Origin of the sequence: Paenarthrobacter sp. NCHU4564 (assembly GCF_052156435.1) — a bacterium.
Classification (GTDB): domain Bacteria; phylum Actinomycetota; class Actinomycetes; order Actinomycetales; family Micrococcaceae; genus Arthrobacter.
The window spans coordinates 36,511-56,728 of the sequence record NZ_JBQLIS010000019.1 but is presented as its reverse complement, the minus strand read 5'-3'; the positions used below and the strand labels follow the sequence as shown (position 1 = coordinate 56,728).

The following is a 20,218-nucleotide window of genomic DNA, read 5'->3' as shown; positions in this document are numbered from 1 at the left end:
TGGTCACGGGTTTGATAGTCACAGTGCCGTTCCTTCCAATGGTTCCAGGCCCTCACCGGCCTGCCGGGACAGACCGGCAGCCAGGACGGATCGGTATGCTTTTTCAGTGTCAGCGGCAATGCGGTCCCAGGAGTAGCGGGAGCGGGCGCGGCGCATGCCGGCCTTGCCCATGTCAACCCGAGACGCGGGGTCGGCCAGGAGCTTGGCCAGGGCGTCGGCAATCGCTTCGGGGTTCCGTGGAGGGACATGCAGGCCGGTCTTCTGGTCCACCACTGTTTCACGGAGGCCACCCACCGCCGCTGCGACCACGGGAACACCGCAGGCCATGGCTTCCAGCGGCACGATGCCAAAGGGTTCGTACCACGGTGCGCACACCACGGCATCGGCGCTGCGGAAGATGCCGGGCATCGCGTCGCGGGGAACCTGGCCGCGCATGGTGACTTTGTCCTCGACGCCGAGTTCCTTGGTGAGTGCGCGCAGGCGCTGGGCCTCGGGATCTTCTTCCAGGGTGAGCGCATCCCCGGAACCGCCGACGATCAGGAGCTCCACGTCATCGAAGCCGGCTTCGGCCAGGAGGGGAAGCGCCTGAATAATAAGGTCCACGCCTTTGCGCGGCACCAGCCGTCCAACACTGAGGATGCGGTGGGCCCTGGGTTTGGTCTCCGCCTGCTCCGTCCCTGGGAACAGGGTAAGGTCCACGCCGCAGGGGGCAATGGAGATCTTCGACCTGCTGATGCCCAGGGCCTTGAGTTCGAAAACCTCGTCCGGGCACGTGGCAATGACCCAGTCGGCGGTTCGGCCGACCCAGGGTTCGAGCCAGTCGCGTGCCGGCGGGCTGGTGTCTGCTGCTCCCTGATGCCGCTTCTTGACGGCACCCAGGGCATGGAAGGTCTGCACGACGGGGATTGCTGTGGCCGCGCCGGAGCGTCGGGCAGCCTGGATGGCGGCCAGCCCTGACATCCAGAAGTGTGCGTGGACGACGTCAGGTGTCTGGTTGCCCCAGTGGGCGCAGATGCCGTCGGCCAACTCCCCCATGAAGGGCAGGAGCTCGTCCTTGGGTATCCGGGCGGCCGGACCGGCGTCCACGTGGACCACGCTGAGTCCCGGGGCTACCTGCACCGTTGCAGGCAAGGAGGGATCGTCGCGCCGGGTATAGACGGTGACCTGGTGGCCGCGTCGGGCCAAACTGGAAGAGAGTGCCGCGACGTGGACGTTCTGCCCGCCGGCATCCACTCCTCCCAGCGCGGCCAGGGGGCTGGCGTGTTCGGAAACCATGGAGATCTTCATGGGTGCGTCCTCTCTTTCTCATGGCTGACGGGCACCGTCCCGGGTTGCGGCCGGTGGTCCGTTCCGTGGTGCGGGTGGCCGGATTCCTGTGCCCGGCCGCCCCTTGGCTCCATGCCGGAATCGGCCACGAGATCGGCCAGGAGCCCGTCCCAGGCCTCCAGGAATTTGCCAAGCCCGTAGCGTTCCAAGGCGGCTTCACGTGCCATGAGGCCAACTGCGTGGGCCTCCTCCGGATCATCCAGGAGCCTGCGTGCGAAGGCGTAGAGCTCCTCCGGATTGTTGGAAACCATCCCGGCTCCCGGCGGTATGGCACGGGCGGCCTCCGTGGTGTCCAGGGCCAGGACGGGCATGCCCAGATGCATGGCTTCCAGCAAGGCAAGCCCCAAAGACGTCCAGCGGAGAGGATGCAGATAGACCCGGCAGCGTGCCAGTTCCTGGTGCATCCCGGCTGGCGGGACGTCCCCGGCAATCCTGAGCCGTTCTTCGCTGAGGCCATGGTTCTTCAGGTTCAAGGCCTGGGGCAGGGCCTCGGTTCCCATGCCGAAGACCCGCAACGGTCCAATGCCTGCAAACCCGGGAAGGAGGTCCGTCCCGGTCACCCGGCCCCTGCGGACGGGCTCGTTGACCACCACGCCCATTTCTTCACGTTCGCCGGTGTAGAGGTGGCCCGGGTCAGGGATGCCGTGCTCGATCACCACGGAAGGCGCAGATCCCGTGTCCCAGAACAACCGGTTGAAGTGGGTGACATGCACTACGGGAATGGAGTGCTGGTCGGCCATCGGATGCAGCGTAAAGGGAACATCGCCCTTGGGGGTGTTGTGTTCCAAATACACAGCCGGCAGGTCTGCGCCCGGTTTGCGCCCGAGGGTCCGCGCGACGGCGGCGATCTCCTCGGGCCGCTGCAGGACCACGGCGTCCACGCTGTCGGGGTCGATCGTTGCCAGGTCTATCTCCTTGGCGGCGGCCGGCCACTCACGGCCACCGCGCCCCAGGCCCCAAGGGCCGCCGTCGGGCTCAACCGGCAGAAGGTACTCGTGTCTGCCCCTGACAAATGCCTCCATCCATCCACCGTGGACATGCCACACCAGGATCCTCATGGTTTCCAGACCTTTCTTCGCGTGGCCAGTGACGACACTCCACCCAGGAGCCGCTCGACTGCTTCCAGCACTTGTTCGGGGGTTACGGAACTCAGGCAGGGGTGCCCTGGAACGGGGCAATGGCGTGCGCGCGTGTTCCGGCACGGTGCTTCCTGGTCGCCGAGCAGTTCCATCGGGACCCCGTACGGCGCCCACCTGATGGCCGGGACCACGGGAGCGAAGAGGCACACCACCGGAGTTCCCACCGCTGCAGCCAAGTGGGCGGGTCCGGTATTGCCGGTGACCACGACGGCGGCTCCCTCAAGGACCGCTGCAAGGGTGCGCAGGTTGGTCCTGCCACCCAGGTTCTGCGCCGAAGGCCCGGCCACGGTGGCCGTCAGCGACGTTTCGCCAGGTCCGCCCGTGACCACCACCCGGTGCCCATAGGCTTCCAGCAGTTCCACCGTGGCAGCGTGGTGCAGGGCCGGCCAGGCCCTCGCCGGGGCCGCGGCACCCGGGTGCACCACGATGTAAGGGCCTTCGTCGGCGAGTTGGTCCACCAGTTCGTCATCGTCAGGGGGCGGCTGGATGTGCAGTTTCCCGTCGTCGCCCTGCGGCAGCTCATAGCCGGCGGCACTGGCGATCCCGAGGGCCCGCACTACCTCCGGCTGGTCCTCGGGGAAGTCTTCTCCCGGCTTCAGCCGGACGTCCAGCAGCGAACCGGCGTAGTCGGTGGACGCGCCGGTGATCTTCCCTACTCCCGCCAGACGCAGCAGGAGCGCCAAGGGCAGGGGGGACTGGTGGAAGGACGTGAGGATCACGGCCTCCTCGATCCGTGAGCTGCGGACGAACTCAACCAGGCCTTGCGTCAGCTCTTCAGTGGCCGGCGGGGCGGGGTTCACGATCCACGGACACGGCCACGTGTGCACCTGGGTGACTCCGGGCAGCATCTCGGCCGCACCGGTTCCTTCAGGCCCGCACAGGAGGACAACCTCGTTGGGCGCGCTGCCATCCGGCCGCTTCCCGTTGGCTACCGCACGCACTGCCGGGCCGGAAAGGAGGACGTCGCCCATGCTGTCCAGCCGGGCCACCAGGACGCGGCTCATGCAGGCACATCCTCGACGGCGGCCCGTCCGGGTTCCGCGGCCAGCCCCGGTTCCGCGGCCAGCAGCGGCGGGGCTTCCTCCACCGGGGCCAGCAACAATTCGATGGCGTGCCACAGGTCCTGTGCCACCAGGGGCGCCGCATCGATCTCTTCTTCGCGGGTCACGTCCGTGGGGACCAGGACAGCACGTGCGCCGGCAGCGGTGGCGGCCTGCATGTCGGCACCGATGTCCCCAACATATGCGGCCTCCGAAGGCCGGATGCCCAAGGCGCGGCACGCACTGAGGATCATTCCCGGCGCCGGTTTGCGGCATCCACAGCCGTCCCCCGGTCCGTGCGGGCACACTTCCCATACATCGAATGGCCCCAACAGCTGGTCCACCCGCTGGTTTACGGCTTCTACCTGCCCGATCGTCAACAGGCCACGAGCGACGCCCGACTGGTTGCTCACTACCCCTGTCGCCAGGCCTGCCCTGCGGACTTTTTCCAAGGCCGGGCGGGCACTGTCCATGGGCCGCACCAGTTGCGGGTCGCCGTTGTATGGCACATCAACGACGAGCGTTCCATCGCGGTCAAACAGGACCGCTTTCAACGTTCCGGTTCCTCCCATACCCGCAACGTTCCCCAGTTCTCCAAGCGCTAAACAGCGGCGGGATGATAAGTTTCCTGCCGATAGACTCCTGGCGGGAGGACTCAGTGAACACCATCGAAAACAACAAACAGCCGGTACTGCTCGCCCTGCGCGCGCTGAAACTAGGGGACCTGCTGGTTGCGGTTCCGGCCCTGCGCGGACTTCGCAAGGCCTACCCGGACCACCGGATCCTGTACGCGGCACCGGCTTGGATCGCCGAAGCCCTGGAGTTGGTGGGTGGCATCGACCACCTGCCCACGCCGGGGCTGGACGACCCCTTGACCATGGCCCCGGGCACCGTTGACGTTGCGGTGAACCTGCATGGAAACGGCCCCGAAAGCCGCCGTCGGATTGACGAACTCCAGGCCCGGCGCGTGATCGCGCACCAGTCGCCGGCCTTGGACGGGCTGCCTGCACTGGAGGGGCCGGAGTGGGTTACGGGCCGTCACGAACGCGAGCGCTGGACCCGGCTCCTGGCCTGGCACGGTATCGACGCCGACCCGCTCGACTTCCGGCTCAACAAACCCGGCATCCCTTCACCCCGTCCGGGCGCGACCGTCATCCATGTGGGCGCCGCCTACGGAAGCAGGCTCTGGCCGATCGAGCGGTTCGCGGACGTGGCTGTGGAGCTTGCGGCCGCCGGACACAACGTGGTGCTCACAGGCGGGACATCGGAACGGGACCGCGCGGAAGCCACCGCCGCTCTGGCCAAGCTCAAGGGAGTAAACCTCGACGGCGGCGTGCTGGCCGGGCAGCAGGGGCTCGCCGCCTTTGCGGCCACCATCGCGGAGGCGCGGCTGGTGGTCTCAGCCGATACCGGAGCGGCGCACCTCGCGTCGGCCTACGGACGCCCGTCGGTCGTGCTGTTTGGGCCCGCTCCTGCCGAGGAATGGGGCCCGCCGCCCGGGCCGCACAAGGTGCTTACCGCCGTCGGGCTCCGACGCGGTGACGTTTTTGCTCCGGATCCTGACCCCGCGCTCCTTGCCGTGGGTGTCCGCGACGTACTGGAGGCCGTGGACTCGCTGGAGCCCTGAGCAGCCGCAGCGGCGCGGCCCTCCGGGTGCCCTTAGGGAGCCGTCCCTGTCTGGCTGTGTACTTCCTCGTCCAGGAGCTGGGTCTGGAGTGCCACCAGGATCTTGGACAGCTTGCGGGAAACCTGCATCTGCGACATCCCCAGGGCGTCGGCGATGGTGGACTGGGTTTCCTCGCGGTAGTACCGCCGGTAGAGCAAGTGACGGTCTTCGGCGCTGAGGCTGCGGATGGCGTTCCGCAACGCCAGCACATCCTCCAGCCGCTCGGTCGGGCAGCCCTGCGCTGACAGGGAGCCCTGAAGTCCGTCGCGTCCCTCGCCCGCGGGAGCGTCCAGCGAATCGGGGCGTTTGCTGGTACCTGCCATCAGGGCTTCGCGCACCTGGCATGGTTCCAGCTTCAGGTCCTCGGCCACTTCCTCGGGCGAGGGTGTCCGCCGCAGCGCCTGGGTCATTTCCTCGGTGCGGGCCAATACCTGCCGGCGCACGTCCTGGATGGGGCGGGGCGGACGGACCACCCAGCAGTGGTCGCGAAGGTACCTTTTGACCTCGCCGGCAATCGTCGGGGCGGCATAGGCGGGGAAGCTCACCCCTTTGGCTTCGTCGTAGCCGCGCGCCGCCTTGATGAGGCCCATGTACGCAACCTGCCGGACGTCGTCGAGGTCGTGGGTATGCGCGGAATAGCGCGCGGCGATGGACTTGGCCAGGTTCAGGTGGTCCAGGACGAGGCCGTCCTGGAAGCTCTGTCTAATGGTGCTTTCCGGGGCGTTGGCCCGGTTTGTGTACTGCAAGGGTCGGGCTTGTCGCATGTGGCTTCAATCCTTTGACCTGTTGGTAAGGGTGAGCCCACGGCAAGACTCCCTAAAAAGAGAAGCACACTTACTATTAGCTTTCAACGGGTGTACAGGACTAGTCTCGAAGAGTAGCCTCGTCCAGGGATCGGAGATCCAGATGGAAGACCCACAACTGACCCAAGAGTCCCCGCCGGTGGCCACGGACGTGCAGGACCTGCTCCTGGACAACCCCGAGGTCGGGGCGTTCCTCACCGAGCTTGCACGCCATTCGTCGGCAATGTTCAGCTCGCCTGCCGGTGAAGTTTTTTGCGGCCTGACCCTGCTGCGGCACCGCGAAGCCGCCACCGCCGCAAGCAGCGGTGAACGCGCGCTGCAACTCGACGAGCTTCAGTACCAGTTCGACGACGGTCCTTGCCTCACTGCCGCACGCGAAGGGACGCTGGTCCACATCACGGACCTGGAAAACGACGCCACCTGGCCCGAGTACAGCGAAGTAGCGATCCGGCAAGGGATACGTTCCGTCCTCGCCGTACCGTTTCCCTTGCCGGAAGACGGCGCCAAGGCAGGACTTAACCTCTACTCCGAACGACCGCACGCCTTCGACCAGACCGCCGTCCAACGTGCCACGGACTATGTCCAACAGGCATCCAAGGGACTCAGGCTGGCCATCATGATCGCCCAGCACAGCCAAACCGCCAGCAACCTGAAGGCGGCAATGGCGTCACGGACGGTCATTGACGTGGCCACCGGCATCATCATCGCGCAGAACCATTGCACCCAGGCAGAGGCCGTAGAGCTCATCAAGCGCGCCTCCAGCAACAGGAACATCAAGCTCCGCGAAGTCGCGCAGGCCATCGTCAACTCGGCCGGTGGCGGGCCCGTGGAAACGCACTTCAGCTAGGCACTACCAAGGCGAGGTACACACGCCATGCAAACGATTACCAAGGCCGTGGAACTCGAGGTTCCCGTTACGGTCGCCTATAACCAGTGGACCCAGTTCGAGACCTTTCCGCAGTTCATGACGGGGGGTCGACAGTGTCCGCCAAATCGATGACACTACCCTGCACTTCGCCACCAAGGTGGGCGGAGTGAAACGCGAATATGACGCCCGCATCACCCAGCAGGTACCTGACCAGGTGATCAGCTGGGAAAGCCTCGACGAGCCCCGCAATGCAGGGACCGTCCGATTCGATAATCTCGGCCCGGAACACTGCGGCGTCAGCGTCACCCTGGAATGGGAGCCCGAAGGATTCCTCGAGAAAGCCGGCGCCGCGCTTTCGGCGGATGAAATGCAGGTGGCCGCGGACCTGGAAAAGTTCAAGGACTTCATCGAGGACCGGGGCCGCGAAACCGGGGCGTGGCGCGGACGGGTGGGCTGACTTCCCCTACGCCTGCAGGGCACCGATGATGGCGCCCATGGCCGTGAAAGTAACCACGTTGTAGCTGCCGTTGATGGCGAACAGCACAGGACTGCGCCGTTCAAACAGGTAATTGACGCCAAGGGCAGCAGCCACCCAGCCGATACCTGCAGCGAGGCCCGCGAACGTTCCGAATGCTGCCCCTCCCCGGCCGATGAAGGCCGCCAGGAAAACGGCCATGACCACCGCCAGGATGAACGACCCCGCGAACACCCGCACCGTTCCGGACCTCAGCTGCTCGTCGGTGACACCGGCGGCCCTCTGCCAGGGCTTGGCGAAAAGCACGGAATACCACAGTCCGCCCACCACAAAGGTCGCCAATGCTGCCAGCACCACCGCCAGCCAGTTGATGTAGACGTCCACGCCTGCCCCTTTCACCTGCTGTCCTGTACTTGGGTGGACAGTACGGCGCACCGGCATGCTGCGTCTTGTAAAAAATCCCCATGCCCCGTTCAGACGGCCGGAACGCTCTCCATCGGTACGAACGTGGCGTATTCGGGACCATATCCCTGCACCACACGCAGGTACTCGGTGGGGGTGAAGCCGCTGAACCGCCGGAAGGTGCGAATCAGATGTGGGTGGTCATAGTAATCGGCCAACTGGAGGAGTTCACTGCCCGGTGCGGCGCCTTTGGGCAGGGCGGCAGCCTGGTTCACAAACCTGTAGAAACGGCAGACGTCGGAGTACGCCTTCGCGGTCACCCCACAGTCCCGCGCCATGATGCGTTCCAGCGTCGACCAGCTGATGCCCGCATCCCGGGCAAGCGCAGCAATCTCCATGTCACGCCCGGCCAGGGTTTCCGTGACCCGCACCGTCCTTGCATCGGCCCGGTACCCCCGCCTCAGCCTGCTCCGAAGGAAATCAGCGAGCGCTGAAAATGCCTGGTCCGGGGAGGCTTCCTCCAGCCGGGTTTGAAGCTGCGTGAACCCTGGAAAGAGGTCTTCCGCATCCACCACGCGGCCTTGGACCTCCGACGGCGGAAGCCCGGTAAAGGCAGGCAGGCCGAAAGGGGCCAGGCGTACGCCGACGTTGAACAACCGGTCCGGGTTCTCACTGATCAGGTAACTGCGCTGGAGCCCGGCATAGAATCCGGCTGCTACAGCCGTGGACGTGGCAGGTCCAGCGTCCACCGCAGGGGTAATCAGGCGGTACGGAGCGGACAAATTGAGGATCAGGTGCGCGGAAGGGCCCGGAAGGATCTTTTCGTACCGCGCCTGGGGCTGGGCCCGGATGAACCAAAAATGCGTGGCGAACGGCTGCAGATCCTCTGGTGCCGCGGCCTCCTGATACAGCACGGCGGACGTGAGTGGCTCTTACAGCAGGCCGCGCAGCACCAGGGCTGCGCCGTCGTCGAACACTGAGGCGGTGACTTCATCCGCCACGGCGAGCACTTCCTCCGGCGCCTGTCCCATGGCCACACCGCGGCCGGCCCACGTAAGCATCTCGATGTCATTGCGGCCGTCGCCGATCGCCACGGTGTTGTCCGGGTCCGTGCCCAACTGAAGGCGCAGGGCCTCCAGTGCGCTTGCCTTGGTGACCCCCTCCGCCGCGATGTCCAGCCAGGCCGTCCAGCCCACCGAATACGTGACACCGGACAGGCCGATGTGGTGGATGGCTGCGTTGAACTCCTCGGAGGTGTTCTCGCTGCTGAAAACCACCACGCGCACCGCAACGGAATCCAGCATGGTCTGGAAGTCCACGCCGATGGATTCAACGCCGAAGCTGGCGTCCTGGAAGCGTTCGGTGGACAGGAAGTTGCCCTCTTCATCTTCCAGCGCGTACTTGGCATTGGGCAGCCGTTCGCGGAGCGCCTTCAACGCAGGAGCGGGATCGAACGTGGCCTTGTGGATGATCTCGTAGCCGGTGTCCAACGCGGGGTCCAGGCGGAGCGTCACCCCGCCGTTGCAGCACACGGCGTACCCGCGGTCCAGGCCGATCTGTTCGATGATCGGGAGGGTCGCGTTGAGGGAACGTCCCGTGGCGATCATGACGTCGTGGCCACTGGCGACCACAGCCTGGGCAGCTTCCCGGACTGCCGGCGACATGTGGCCGTCGTGGTCCACCAGTGTGCCGTCAACGTCCAGGGCGATCATGAGCTTTTGGTTGGTATTTGGCTGGTCATCGATGCCAGCAACTGTATTCTCAGTCAAAATAGTCATGGTTCAAGTAGAGCAGACACCCCGGACACGGCACTAGGACCGGGACCACAGCAGCGGCTGAACGGTGGGTGAACACTCCCCCCAACTGACTGGCAGCAGTGGTTGTTCTGAGAGCTCAGAACAACCACTACTGCCAGCTACTTGGACAGGACGGGAAGGACTTCCAGACCGCCAAGGTACTTCTGCAGCGCCTTCGGTACGTTGACCGAGCCGTCCGGGTTCTGGTGGTGCTCCAGGAGGGCCACGATCCAGCGGGTGGTGGCAAGCGTGCCGTTCAGGGTGGCCACGGCGCGGGTTCCCTTGGCAACGCCTTCCTCGTTCACCACGCGTTCGCGGATGTTGAGGCGGCGGGCCTGGAACGTGGTGCAGTTGGACGTTGAGGTCAGCTCGCGGTACGCATTCTGCGTGGGAACCCAAGCTTCACAGTCGAACTTGCGGGCCGCGGACATGCCCAGGTCACCGGCCGCGGTGTCGATCACGCGGTACGGAAGCTCGCACTTGGCCAGCATTTCCTCTTCCCACGCCAGCAGGCGCTCGTGCTCGGCGGCGGCTTCCTCAACGGTGGTGTAGATGAACATCTCCACCTTGTTGAACTGGTGCACGCGGATGATGCCGCGGGTGTCCTTGCCGTGCGAACCGGCCTCGCGGCGGTAGCAGGAGCTCTGGCCGGCGTAGCGGATGGGGCCCGCAGAGAGGTCCAGGATCTCGTCCGCGTGGTAGCCGGCGAGGGCCACCTCCGAGGTTCCCACAAGGTAAAGGTCGTCTTCAGCAAGACGGTAGATCTCGGCGTCGTGCTTTACATCAAAGCCGGTGCCCTGCATGGTTTCCGGACGCACCAAAGTGGGCGTGATCATGGGGATGAAACCCGCCTCGATGGCCTGGTCCATGGCCATCTGCAGGAGCGCCATCTCCAAGCGCGCGCCAACCCCGCGCAGGAAGTAGAAGCGTGCACCGGAAACCTTGGCGCCGCGCTCCATGTCAATCGCGCCAATCAGTTCGCCGATCTCCAGGTGGTCCTTCGGCTCAAAGTCAGTAAATTCACGCGGCGAGCCCACGGTCTTAACCACCACGTAGTCGTCCTCGCCGCCCTCGGGCACGCCGTCCACCACCAGGTTGGGGATGATGCGGAGCAGTTCCTCCTGCTTGGCCTGCGCCGCGTCCGCCTCAGCCGAGGCAGCCTTCACCGAGTTGGCCAGTTCCTTGACCTCGGCCAGCAGGGCCTGCTTCTCCTCGCCCTTGGCCTGGGCAACCTTCTTGCCGAAGGCGTTCTGCTCCGCCCGCAGGGTCTCGTAGCGGATCAGGGCCGCACGGCGGTCGGAGTCAGCGGAGATGATCGCGTCCACAACGGACTCGTCGGCGCCACGGGCGCGCTGGCTGGCACGGAACTTGTCCGGGTTTTCGCTGAGGTCTTTTACGTCGATCACCACACAAGAGTATCGAATCGGACGTGCCCTCCCAGGACGATAGTGTTGGATCACCATGAGCGACTGGATCCTGTACGTGATTCTCGCTGGGGGCGTGGTCTTTGCCGTCTCCAGTTGGTGGGGTGTGCGCCGGTTGAGGGCCCGGCACATCAGGAGCGCGGTGCGGGAGGACACCCACAAACCGGATCCCGGCTACCAGAAGGTCGCCGTGATCCTCAATCCCATCAAGAACAACGCCGAAGAAGCCCGGCAAGGCATCATCGACGCCTGCGAGCTCGCCGGCTGGGACCCGCCCAGGTTCTTCGAAACCACGGTCGACGACCCCGGCTACGGTCAGTCACGGGAGGCCATGGAGTACGGGGCCGACGTCGTTCTTGCGTGCGGTGGCGACGGCACAGTACGCGTGGTGGCTGAGTCGCTGGCGAATACGGGGGTCGCGATGGGCCTGGTGCCGCTGGGCACCGGCAACCTGCTGGCCCGGAATGTCGAGCTGGACGTCAACGACGTCGCCGACTGTATCCAGATCGCGTTGTTCGGGCATCAACGGTACATCGACACCGCCACCATGGCCTTGGACAACAGCATCACGGGCGAATCCTCCGAGCACACCTTCCTGGTGATCGCCGGCATGGGCCTGGACGCGGAAGTCGTGGGCGACACCAAGGAAGACCTGAAGAAAACCGTGGGATGGCTCGCCTATACCGAGGCCGGCGTCCGCCACCTGCCGGGCCGCCGCAAGCGGGTGACCATCACCATGGACGACGAACCCGAACAGACCCGGAAGATCCGCAGCGTCCTGTTCGCCAACTGCGGCCTGATTCCGGGCGGCATCGACTTCATTCCGGAAGCGATGCTGGACGACGGCATGCTGGATATCGTGGTCATGAGTCCACGCAGCGCGTTGGGGTGGCTTGCCATGTACGCCAAGGTCCTGTTCAAGCACAATGTGAACCTGCCGGTCATGAACTTCTACCGTTCCGGGAAGGTCACCATCCGGAGCCAGGAACCCATGGCCACACAGCTCGACGGCGATCCCTCAGGTGAGGCGACCAAGGTCACCGTCCAGGTGCGGCCGGGTTCATTGCTGGTTCGCGTCCCCAAGGCTGAAACCGCCTAGACAGCGCCCTTGTCCGGCTGCGCTGCAGTCTCTTCGGCAGCTTCGGTTGCTGCTTTCGCCGCGGCGCGGGCCTCTGCCTGTTCGCGGATCATGGCTTGTTCTTCTTCAAAACGGAGCCGATCCGCGCGGTCGGCTTCGTCACCGTCCCAGTCGTCCTTGTTGTCACCGGAGGGCTTGGGATTCACAATCATGCCCTGGCCGTCTTGGTCATCGCGATGTGCTGTCATGACCGCTCCCTTCGTTTGGGCATTCATCCATCGTTTGTGGATCAAGCAAGCATACGCACACTTGGAGGCTCGCGAAAGGGGTTGAAGCGCCAAGGAAATACGGCAGATTCAGCCCTTGAGGATGGACTCCACCCAGGCATGCGCGGCAGCAAACGAGGCATCGGACGTGTGCGGCGCCACGACCGCCGCCTGCTGGTCAGCCCGCGCGTAGGAGCCCAGGAAACGCGTGCCCGGGCTGATTCTGTGGAGGCCTGCCAGCGCGTCCGCGACGCGGGAATCCGCGGCATGCCCGTCCGCGTCGATGCTGAAGAAGTAGTGCCCCAGGTACTGGCCGGTGGGGCGGGATTCGATCCGGCTCAGGTTGACTCCGCGGGAGGCGAACTGGTCCAGGATCTCCATGAGGGCACCCGGGTGGTCTTCGGGCAGGGGTACCACCACGGTGGTTTTGTCGGCACCGGTTCGCTCGGGCAACGTGCCGGGCTTGCTGACCAGGATGAACCGCGTGACCGCATCCGGGTTGTCGCCGATGTTTTCTGCCAGCACTCTCAGCCCGGGCTGCGATGCTGCCACCAGGGGGGCGCAGATCGCGGCGTCGTAAGGGGCTCCGTCCTCCAACAGGCCCATGGCTGCAGCCGCGGTCGAGGATCCGGGGACGTAGTCGGCTTGCGGAAGATGCCCGTCGACCCACAGGCGGCATTGCGCCCAGGCGTGGCCGTGCGTGGAGATCCGCTTGATGTGGGAAATTTCGACGCCGGGCCTCGCCACGAGGGCGAACGTGATGGGTACCAGCGCCTCCCGGATGATCCGGAGCTCCGGGCCTGAAGCAATGGCGTCCAGCGTTGCGGTGACACCGCCTTCGACGGAATTTTCGATGGGCACCATCGCCGCGTCGGCCTCGCCGGACCGCACCTTGTCCAGGGCGGTGTTCACGTTGGTGCAGGGCACGCGCGAAGCCTCGGCTGCTCCGGGCACCTGCATAAGGGCAGCCTCGGTGAACGTCCCTTCCGGGCCCAGGAATGTATAGGTATGGGGCAACGGCATGAATATTCCTTGCTGGTTATAAACGCCTAAAGGACGACCGGTTTGAGTCCGTTGTCCGAGACCATGGGACGCCCGGACTCGAGCCACATGTCCATGCCGCCGGCCACGTTGACGGCGGAGTATCCCTGTCCCACGAGCCACTGCACCACGCGGAAGGAGCGTCCCCCGGTGCGGCAGATGACGAACAGGTCGTCGTCCGGATCCAGTTCTTCCAAGCGCGCGGGAAGCTGGTCCATGGGAATGTGCACGGCGCCTTCGGCATGCCCGGCAACCCATTCGTAGTCTTCGCGCACGTCCAGGATGCTGGCGTTGTCCGGGATGTCTCCAACCGGCACTGTTTCGAAGTCGCTCATGGTGTCCTTCCTTCGATTTAAGTCACCATCAAGCCTAGTCCCCCGGACATGCGGCGGCAGCGTCGCTTGCGTGGCGCCGTCGTGGCACTAAGACTGGGACGCGTAGCTCTTCCCCAAACCGGCACTTGAGGAGTAGGACCATGGCGGCTGGACAGCCCACCATTCTGGCAACATCGGGCGGGTACAAGCAGGGAAACCGCACCAGGGTCGAGTTCAACCACCTCATGCATTACGCCGTGGAACTCTCCGGTGTGACAGGGCGGTCACCGCGGGTGACCCACTTGGGCACCGCGTCAGGGGATCAACGCTGGTGGGCCGCGGAAATGGACCAGGCCGCCCGGATTGCAGGCTTCGATTTCAGCCACCTGAACCTCTTCACCATGCCCAACGTGGAGGACCCCGAGGCCCACCTCATGGAGCAGGACGTGGTGTGGGTCAATGGCGGATCGGTGGTGAACCTTTTGGCGGTGTGGCGCGCCCACGGACTGGATGCGATCCTCAAGCGCGTCTGGGAAAGCGGGGTGGTGCTGGCCGGCGTCTCGGCGGGCTCCATCTGCTGGTTCCAGGGTGGGGTCACGGATTCGTTCGGTCCTGACCTCAAGCCCGTCACGAATGCGCTGGGCTTCCTGCCTTATGCCAACGGCGTCCACTACGACTCGGAACTCCGCCGCCGGCCCACCGTCCACAAACTGGTGGCCAACGGAACGCTGGGCGAGGCCCACTGCACCGACGACGGCGTGGGCTTGGTTTACCGGGGCACCGACCTGGCGGAGGTGGTGTCCGAGGCGAAGGGCAAGGCCGCGTACCGCGTCACGGCAGGAGCAGGCGAGAGCGTGGATGCAATCGCCGTGGAGGAACGGCTGGAGCCCCGCTTCCTTGGCTGATACGTCCGGAATCGCCGGGCTCAGCGCGGTTCGCCTCCGGGATGCCCTGGCCAAGGGCGAGCTGTCGGCGCGGGAGACCACTGAACACTTCCTGTCGGTAATTGAGCAGCGGAACAGGCACCTGGGTGCCTTCATCACGGTGACAGCGGAGCAGGCGCTGACGGACGCAACTGCAGCGGACCAACTCCACGCAGGCGGCGGACCACTCCCCCTGCTTCACGCCATGCCAGTGGCCTTCAAGGACCTTACGGACGTGGCGGGCGTGCCCACGACCCACGGCAGCGCCGCCCTGGAGCACAAGCCTGCGCCGGAAGATAGTGCCTTGGCCGCCACGTTGAAGGGGCAGGGCACCATCCCGCTGGGCAAGACCCAGGTGCCGGAGTTCGGGCTCACCGCGTACAGCGAAAACCGCATCGCACCGCCGTCGCGCAATCCGTATTCCCCGGGCCGAAGCTCCGGCGGCTCATCCGGCGGGAGTGCTGCCGCGGTGGCCGCGGGGATGGTCCCGTTCGCGCCGGGGACGGACGGCGGCGGCTCCATCCGCATCCCGGCCGGGGCCTGCGGACTGGTGGGGCTGAAGCCCGGTCGGGGCGTGGTCCCGTCCGGAGCCGGCGCGCGAGATGCTGCACGGCTGGTGGTCGCCGGACCGCTGGCAAAGACCGCAGCGGATGCCGCGCTGCTGATGGATGCGCTGGTCCCGCCGCAGGACAAGCCCGACGGCGGCTACCTCGCCAACGTCGGCCGCACGCCCTCGGGCCTGCGCGTGGGCGTGAGCCTGGACAGCCCGTGGGCAGGCGTGTATCCGTTCAGGATCGGGCAGGAAGCCCACGACGCCCTGGCCGTCGGCATCAAGCTTTTGGAAGGCGCCGGCCATAGTGTGTCCGAGGCGGAGATCCGCTATGACAACCGCTATCCCCAGGCGTTCACTGCGGCGTGGACTGCCGGCGTCGGGGGTGCCCGGATAGCACCCCAGCGGGAAGCGCTGCTGACCCCGCTCACCCGGACGTTCCGGCGTCGTGCACAACAGCGCAGTGCCGCCAAGGTCAGCGAGGCCCTGAAGTTCCTGCGGCAATTCGAGCATGACACCGTGGCGCAGTACGCCCGCTGGGACATGATCCTGATGCCGTCCCTGGCGCAGACGCCGCGGCCCATCGGCTGGTTCACCGGCGGCGGGCACAGCACGGAGCAGTGGCCGGGCGAGTGGGCCGGAGACGCGGATGAGGACTACAAGCGGCAGTGCGAGTACGCACCGTGGAGTTCCATGGTGAACGTGTGCGGACTGCCTGCCATCAGCATCCCGGTGCACACCACGGAGACCGGACTGCCCATGGGCATCCAGCTGATCGGGCGAACGGGATCTGAACTGCAGCTTCTCCAGGTCGCTGCCTCACTTGAAGCTCTCTGAAGTACGCGTCTAGCATATGGAAGCTGGTTGCCACGGGCATTCATCGATGTGACAATGCCCGCAGTCAGTGCCAGCATTGAGGAAATGAGCACACCTCAAACCACGGCTACGCCCGCCAAAACCCCGGGCGATACGTCATTCTTCGGCCACCCAAAGATGTTGGCCAGCCTCTTCTCCGTGGAAATGTGGGAGCGATTCTCCTTCTACGGCATGCAGGGAATCCTGCTGTACTACATGTACTTCACGGCCGACCAGGGCGGCCTTTCCATCGACAAAGGCCTCGCCGCAGGCCTGGTGGGCGCCTACGGTGGCGGTGTCTACCTGTCCACGATCCTTGGTGCCTGGCTTGCCGACCGGGTCTTCGGTTCCGAGAAGGTCCTCTTTGGCTCGGCCATCATGATCATGGCCGGCCACATCGCGCTGGCCCTCCTGCCCGGGATTCCCGGCCTGATCGCCGGCCTGGTGTTGGTGGGGATCGGCTCCGGCGGGCTTAAGGCGAACGCTACGGCACTGGTGGGAACCCTTTACGGGGAGAAGGACGAACGCCGGGACGCCGGGTTCTCCATCTTCTACATGGGCATCAACATCGGTGGCCTGATCGGCCCGCTGGTCACCGGCTGGCTGCAGGAAAGCCGCGGTTTCCACTGGGGCTTCGGAGCCGCAGCCGTGGGTATGGCGATCGGCCTGGCCATCTACGCATTCGGGCGCAAGAAGCTCCCGGAAGAAGCACACCGCGTCCCCAACCCGCTTCCGGCTGCAGAACGGACCAGGTACGGGCTGATTTTCCTGGGCATCCTCGCGGTGATCGGCGTGCTGCTCGGGACGGGCATCGTCAACGCGGACAACCTCGCCCGCAGCATGGCCTACGCCGCGATCGGCGCCTCGGTGATCTACCTTTTCCTGATCTTCCGGAGCCCGCTGGTCTCCTCCCTGGAACGCAAGCGCGTGGTCGCCTTCATTCCGCTGTACGTGGCTTCGGCCGCATTCTGGGCGCTGTTCCAGCAGCAGTTCACATTCATCGCCGTGTACTCGGAGGAGAAGCTGGACCGCAACCTCTTCGGCTGGGAGATGCCGGCTGCCTGGGTGCAGTCCATCAACCCGGTGTTCATCATCATCTTTGCCGGCGTCATGGCTGCGCTGTGGACCAAGCTGGGATCCCGGCAGCCCAGCTCGCCGTTCAAGTTCTCCATGGGCCTGTTCATCATGGGCCTGGCCTTCCTTGCCTTCATTCCGCTGGCCGGCGACGGCAAGACCCCGTTGTTGGCGCTGGTGGGCATCCTGTTGCTCTTCACCTTGGCGGAACTGTGTCTCTCCCCCATCGGCCTGTCCGTGAGCACCAAGCTTGCACCCAAGGCCTTCCATACGCAGATGGTGGCGTTGTTTTTCCTGTCGGTTTCGCTGGGCACCACCCTGGCGGGCATCCTCGCCGGACTCTACAACCCTGACGACGAGTTGCCGTACTTCCTGGGCATCGGTGGTGTGGCGGTCGTCCTGGCCATTGCCCTGGCCGTCGCGTCGCCCGCCATTAAGAAGCTGATGGCAGGCGTGCGGTAAGGCAGCCCCACGCCGGTCGGCCATCGAAATCCAAACAACTACGCTTCCCCTATACTCTTAGGCATGCCGCCCTGGCGGCGGCATGAACATTCCCCAGGGATCCGCAGGTGCACTTTTCTTGGCCCCCGCCGATCGATTGAGATTCCTGGCGCCACAGCCTTGCCCCCGGCTGTGATCGTCGACGAAACAGGACCCTTCCGGGTGCACTCGGAAGAGTCCTGTTAGACCGAGTGGATGTTTAACAGTTTGGGGGGCTTTGTGAATTTCGATGGGGACGTTTCCGACCGTCTTATCGGTGCTTGTCGTGATGCGGTGCGGGTGTTGTCGGAGCAACGCAGTAGCCGGGATACGGCCTCGAACGGTGCCCTCGGGGAGTTCCGGGGCGTGTTCGCCGACTGCTTCCGGGAGAACGTGGCCGCTGAACGGGCGGCCCGGTTGGAACTGATTCATATGCTGGAGGACGTTGCCCGTCAGGTTCAGGGAGCAAAGAGCGCTGCCGAGTCTGAGCAGCGTCGCCTTGATGAGGTGACTGCGTGGGCTCTAGCCTCCGGTTGGGCCGGCGCCGGCAGCGGCATTGCCGTTGACGTGGGGCTCCGCCCGTCCGTGGAGGAGACTGACCGTCCTGTGGTGAGCGTCGAAACTGCACGTCAGGGTTTGCGTGCCTGGGTGAGCGGAAGCACTGCCGGGGCGAGTTCAGCTGAGCCGGATGCCTTGGACTTCGCAGTATCCATCTTCAAAACCCAGGACGACACTGCCCGCTGTGCCGCCGACCAGGTCAGTGCGGCCGTGTGGGAGTTCGAGTTGGAGTGTTCCTGGGCGCACACGGACCTGAACGCTGTAGTCAGCGGGCTGCGGCGGTTCCTGGAAGACAATCGGCAGGACGCAGACCGGCTCTCCGCCATCGCTTCGACATTCCGGGCAGCGGGTGGGAGTGGGCACGTGGGGCAGCTGGCGGTCTCGAACGGAGCCCTTGTACTTGCCACGGTGCCGGCCTCGTTATCGGGTGCGGCGCTGCTGAACTACCTGTCCACGGGGACCCTACAAGTGCAGAAATGTATCTCATCAGAGAGGCTGAATCGGGTGTTATTCGTATCGCATCAGGATCTGCTTGTTTTGCATTACCCGAGGGAACTTACCCGGGAGGGGATTTCTAATCCTCATGGATAACGACAAGCCCTCCAGCAGTGACGGCAACGAGCACGCCCTCCAGGACATGCCTGGGATCGTGGCTCGTTGAGGGCTCGGAGCAGTGCATTGGCGTTGGTGCTGGTCGCTTCGACCGGCCTTGCAGGTTGCGCCGGGACACCCACAGCGAGTCCAACAGAGTCAAGTGTGCCCACTGCGGCCAAAACATTGGCGGAACCGGTGGAAGCCAAACTCACGTGGCAGGATGCCAAAGTTCAAGCCCAAGCAACGGAACTGGAGATCGCAGCACTGATCCCCAAAGACCTGGTTGTCTCGATCGATCAGAAGACGAAGGGCGTGCTGCTGTCCTGCAACAAGACCCAGCACAATTGGCATGGCTTCACGACCATCACGATTAGCGAGGGCACCCCTGCCGGGCCGATCGTGAAAAACATCGAGGCCCACTACCGTGCGAATGGACTCAAGGTGTCCATCGATAAGGATGTTGACGAGAAGTATCTTGTCCAAATCGATTCACCCCCGCCCGGTGAGAATTACCTGGTTGGTGAAGGCATCAAGGCCAATGAGATTTGGATTGATTCCGGTTCGCCATGTTTTACGTTGCCGGAAGGTGTGTACCCCGGAGGGAATTTCTAATCCTCATGAACACCCAAAACCCCTCCAGCACCGACGGCAACGAGCAAGCCCTCAGGACTTACCTGGATCTGAGGCGCGATAAGGGCGAAAGGGCCGGAATGGTTCGCCGCCAGGCACGACTGCGGCCGCGGCTCCGGTGAGGTTCCCACCTGAGGCCGCGGCCGCCGTCGTACGTTGTTGATCAGTAGTTGTAGCTGCTGGAGGCGCCGATCGCGGCGACCATGACGGCGATGAACACCACCGTGAGCGCCACGCCGATGTAACCCATCACCAAACCCGCGATCGCCATGCCCTTGCCAGCGGGTTCGCGCTTCAGGGCGAGGTGGCCGAGGATCACGGCGGCGATCTGCGGGAGGATGAAGAACCCGAAGCCCACGAAGATCGCAATACCGCAGCACATGCTGGCAATGCTCAGGCCCTTGGGTTGGTTGGGCATGGCATAGTAGGCGGGCTGGCCGTACGGGTTCGACTGGCCGTAGGGGCTTGACTGCCCGAAGGCCTGCTGCTGGTACGGGCTGGGCGGCTGGCCGTAGGGGTTCGGCTGGCTGGGCTGGCTGTAGTCGCCCGGCGTGTAGGAACTGGAAGCAGACGACGACGTCGACGGCGAATAGAAATCGTCCTGGCCCTGGGCGTTCTGGGTGTACGCGCCTTGGTCGTACGGCGGCAGTGGCTGGGTGGCTCCGGCGCCCTGGTCGGACTGCTGCGAAGAACCGTACGACGGCGGTGGCGGTACAGCGCCGCTCTGGCCGGGCGCACTGAATTCTGCCGGCGGGACGTATTGCGGCGGCTCGTAGCCCGCGGGCTTGTCCTCGTTGCCCTTGGATGGCTGGTCTGACATGAGATATCCCCCTGGAATCGGTCTTTGATTCCCACCCTACAACTGCGGGGTGCGCCGCATAAGACATGGCGCCTTGTGGTGTCCGCCTACCTTAAG

The 20,218-nt window shown here is 65.0% G+C and carries 22 protein-coding genes; 9 read left to right on the top strand and 13 right to left on the bottom strand.

The genetic code is table 11. The features are described 5' to 3' along the window. Positions 1 to 18: 18 nt before the first annotated feature. From ACSVIE_RS17000 to ACSVIE_RS16985, 4 genes are read right to left on the bottom strand one after another with little or no spacing between them, the layout of a single operon-like run. Entirely contained in the window at positions 19 to 1,287 is a 1,269-nt protein-coding gene (locus tag ACSVIE_RS17000) for a glycosyltransferase (RefSeq protein ID WP_442424614.1), read from the bottom strand. Next, positions 1,284 to 2,384: a glycosyltransferase gene (locus tag ACSVIE_RS16995; RefSeq protein WP_442424613.1), complete on the bottom strand. Its 1,101-nt coding sequence runs from the start codon at positions 2,382 to 2,384 to the stop codon at positions 1,284 to 1,286. The genes ACSVIE_RS17000 and ACSVIE_RS16995 overlap by 4 nt, the downstream gene beginning before the upstream one ends. Continuing rightward, complete coding sequence (locus ACSVIE_RS16990) at positions 2,381 to 3,469, bottom strand: glycosyltransferase family 9 protein (RefSeq protein WP_442424612.1); 1,089 nt, start codon at positions 3,467 to 3,469, stop codon at positions 2,381 to 2,383. The genes ACSVIE_RS16995 and ACSVIE_RS16990 overlap by 4 nt, the downstream gene beginning before the upstream one ends. Further along, the gene (locus ACSVIE_RS16985; RefSeq protein WP_442424611.1) at positions 3,466 to 4,077 is read right to left on the bottom strand and encodes a D-glycero-alpha-D-manno-heptose-1,7-bisphosphate 7-phosphatase; all 612 of its coding nucleotides are present in this window, start codon (positions 4,075 to 4,077) and stop codon (positions 3,466 to 3,468) included. Before ACSVIE_RS16985 ends, ACSVIE_RS16990 begins: the two co-directional genes overlap by 4 nt. An 86-nt stretch (positions 4,078 to 4,163) precedes the next feature. On the opposite strand from ACSVIE_RS16985, the gene ACSVIE_RS16980 reads away from it, so the two are divergent. Beyond that, positions 4,164 to 5,132, top strand: coding sequence for a glycosyltransferase family 9 protein (locus ACSVIE_RS16980; protein WP_442424610.1), 969 nt, complete (start codon positions 4,164 to 4,166; stop codon positions 5,130 to 5,132). A gap of 32 nt (positions 5,133 to 5,164) precedes the next feature. Here ACSVIE_RS16980 and ACSVIE_RS16975 read toward each other — a convergent pair whose 3' ends face one another. Beyond that, positions 5,165 to 5,935, bottom strand: a complete 771-nt coding sequence (locus ACSVIE_RS16975) for a sigma-70 family RNA polymerase sigma factor (protein WP_442424609.1) — start codon at positions 5,933 to 5,935, stop codon at positions 5,165 to 5,167. 142 nt (positions 5,936 to 6,077) lie between these two features. Between ACSVIE_RS16975 and ACSVIE_RS16970 the strand changes: the two genes are divergently transcribed. Together ACSVIE_RS16970 and ACSVIE_RS16965 are read left to right on the top strand one after the other, a co-directional pair. Continuing rightward, complete coding sequence (locus ACSVIE_RS16970) at positions 6,078 to 6,821, top strand: ANTAR domain-containing protein (protein WP_426005136.1); 744 nt, start codon at positions 6,078 to 6,080, stop codon at positions 6,819 to 6,821. Between the two features lie 178 nt (positions 6,822 to 6,999). Next, positions 7,000 to 7,299: an SRPBCC family protein gene (locus tag ACSVIE_RS16965; protein WP_442424608.1), complete on the top strand. Its 300-nt coding sequence runs from the start codon at positions 7,000 to 7,002 to the stop codon at positions 7,297 to 7,299. A 6-nt stretch (positions 7,300 to 7,305) separates the two neighbouring features. On the opposite strand, the gene ACSVIE_RS16960 is transcribed toward ACSVIE_RS16965, so the two are convergent. The 4 genes from ACSVIE_RS16960 to serS form a co-directional block, all read right to left on the bottom strand. Further along, entirely contained in the window at positions 7,306 to 7,701 is a 396-nt protein-coding gene (locus ACSVIE_RS16960) for a DUF1761 domain-containing protein (RefSeq protein ID WP_426005133.1), read from the bottom strand. A gap of 89 nt (positions 7,702 to 7,790) precedes the next feature. After that, a complete protein-coding gene (locus ACSVIE_RS16955; RefSeq protein WP_442424607.1) occupies positions 7,791 to 8,633 on the bottom strand; it encodes a DUF6597 domain-containing transcriptional factor in 843 nt (280 codons plus the stop codon). 18 nt (positions 8,634 to 8,651) lie between these two features. Continuing rightward, positions 8,652 to 9,497 carry an HAD family hydrolase gene (locus ACSVIE_RS16950; protein WP_426005130.1) on the bottom strand — a complete coding sequence of 282 codons (846 nt, stop codon included), beginning with the start codon at positions 9,495 to 9,497 and terminating at the stop codon, positions 8,652 to 8,654. Positions 9,498 to 9,634: 137 nt separating this feature from the next. Then, positions 9,635 to 10,921: a serine--tRNA ligase gene (gene serS / locus ACSVIE_RS16945; RefSeq protein ID WP_426005129.1), complete on the bottom strand. Its 1,287-nt coding sequence runs from the start codon at positions 10,919 to 10,921 to the stop codon at positions 9,635 to 9,637. Between the two features lie 55 nt (positions 10,922 to 10,976). On the opposite strand from serS, the gene ACSVIE_RS16940 reads away from it, so the two are divergent. Next, entirely contained in the window at positions 10,977 to 12,038 is a 1,062-nt protein-coding gene (locus ACSVIE_RS16940) for a diacylglycerol kinase family protein (RefSeq protein ID WP_426005127.1), read from the top strand. On the opposite strand, the gene ACSVIE_RS16935 is transcribed toward ACSVIE_RS16940, so the two are convergent. The 3 genes from ACSVIE_RS16935 to ACSVIE_RS16925 form a co-directional block, all read right to left on the bottom strand. Continuing rightward, positions 12,035 to 12,265 carry a hypothetical protein gene (locus tag ACSVIE_RS16935; protein ID WP_426005125.1) on the bottom strand — a complete coding sequence of 77 codons (231 nt, stop codon included), beginning with the start codon at positions 12,263 to 12,265 and terminating at the stop codon, positions 12,035 to 12,037. The genes ACSVIE_RS16940 and ACSVIE_RS16935 overlap by 4 nt on opposite strands. 108 nt (positions 12,266 to 12,373) lie before the next feature. Continuing rightward, the gene (gene pheA, locus ACSVIE_RS16930; RefSeq protein ID WP_442424606.1) at positions 12,374 to 13,306 is read right to left on the bottom strand and encodes a prephenate dehydratase; all 933 of its coding nucleotides are present in this window, start codon (positions 13,304 to 13,306) and stop codon (positions 12,374 to 12,376) included. Positions 13,307 to 13,332: 26 nt separating this feature from the next. Then, complete coding sequence (locus tag ACSVIE_RS16925; protein ID WP_426005123.1) at positions 13,333 to 13,659, bottom strand: rhodanese-like domain-containing protein; 327 nt, start codon at positions 13,657 to 13,659, stop codon at positions 13,333 to 13,335. A gap of 140 nt (positions 13,660 to 13,799) precedes the next feature. Between ACSVIE_RS16925 and ACSVIE_RS16920 the strand changes: the two genes are divergently transcribed. From ACSVIE_RS16920 to ACSVIE_RS16900, 5 genes are all read left to right on the top strand, one after another. After that, entirely contained in the window at positions 13,800 to 14,543 is a 744-nt protein-coding gene (locus tag ACSVIE_RS16920; protein WP_442424605.1) for a Type 1 glutamine amidotransferase-like domain-containing protein, read from the top strand. Continuing rightward, positions 14,536 to 15,948, top strand: coding sequence for an amidase (locus tag ACSVIE_RS16915; RefSeq protein ID WP_442424604.1), 1,413 nt, complete (start codon positions 14,536 to 14,538; stop codon positions 15,946 to 15,948). Before ACSVIE_RS16920 ends, ACSVIE_RS16915 begins: the two co-directional genes overlap by 8 nt. A gap of 54 nt (positions 15,949 to 16,002) precedes the next feature. Beyond that, positions 16,003 to 17,502, top strand: coding sequence for a peptide MFS transporter (locus ACSVIE_RS16910; protein ID WP_442424603.1), 1,500 nt, complete (start codon positions 16,003 to 16,005; stop codon positions 17,500 to 17,502). Positions 17,503 to 17,760: 258 nt separating this feature from the next. Continuing rightward, positions 17,761 to 18,669: a hypothetical protein gene (locus ACSVIE_RS16905; RefSeq protein ID WP_442424602.1), complete on the top strand. Its 909-nt coding sequence runs from the start codon at positions 17,761 to 17,763 to the stop codon at positions 18,667 to 18,669. A 165-nt stretch (positions 18,670 to 18,834) separates the two neighbouring features. Then, positions 18,835 to 19,284, top strand: a complete 450-nt coding sequence (locus tag ACSVIE_RS16900) for a hypothetical protein (protein WP_442424601.1) — start codon at positions 18,835 to 18,837, stop codon at positions 19,282 to 19,284. Between the two features lie 181 nt (positions 19,285 to 19,465). Here the strand turns inward: ACSVIE_RS16900 and ACSVIE_RS16895 are convergent, their stop codons facing one another. Next, positions 19,466 to 20,122 carry a DUF4190 domain-containing protein gene (locus ACSVIE_RS16895; RefSeq protein WP_426005116.1) on the bottom strand — a complete coding sequence of 219 codons (657 nt, stop codon included), beginning with the start codon at positions 20,120 to 20,122 and terminating at the stop codon, positions 19,466 to 19,468. Positions 20,123 to 20,218 lie beyond the last annotated feature (96 nt).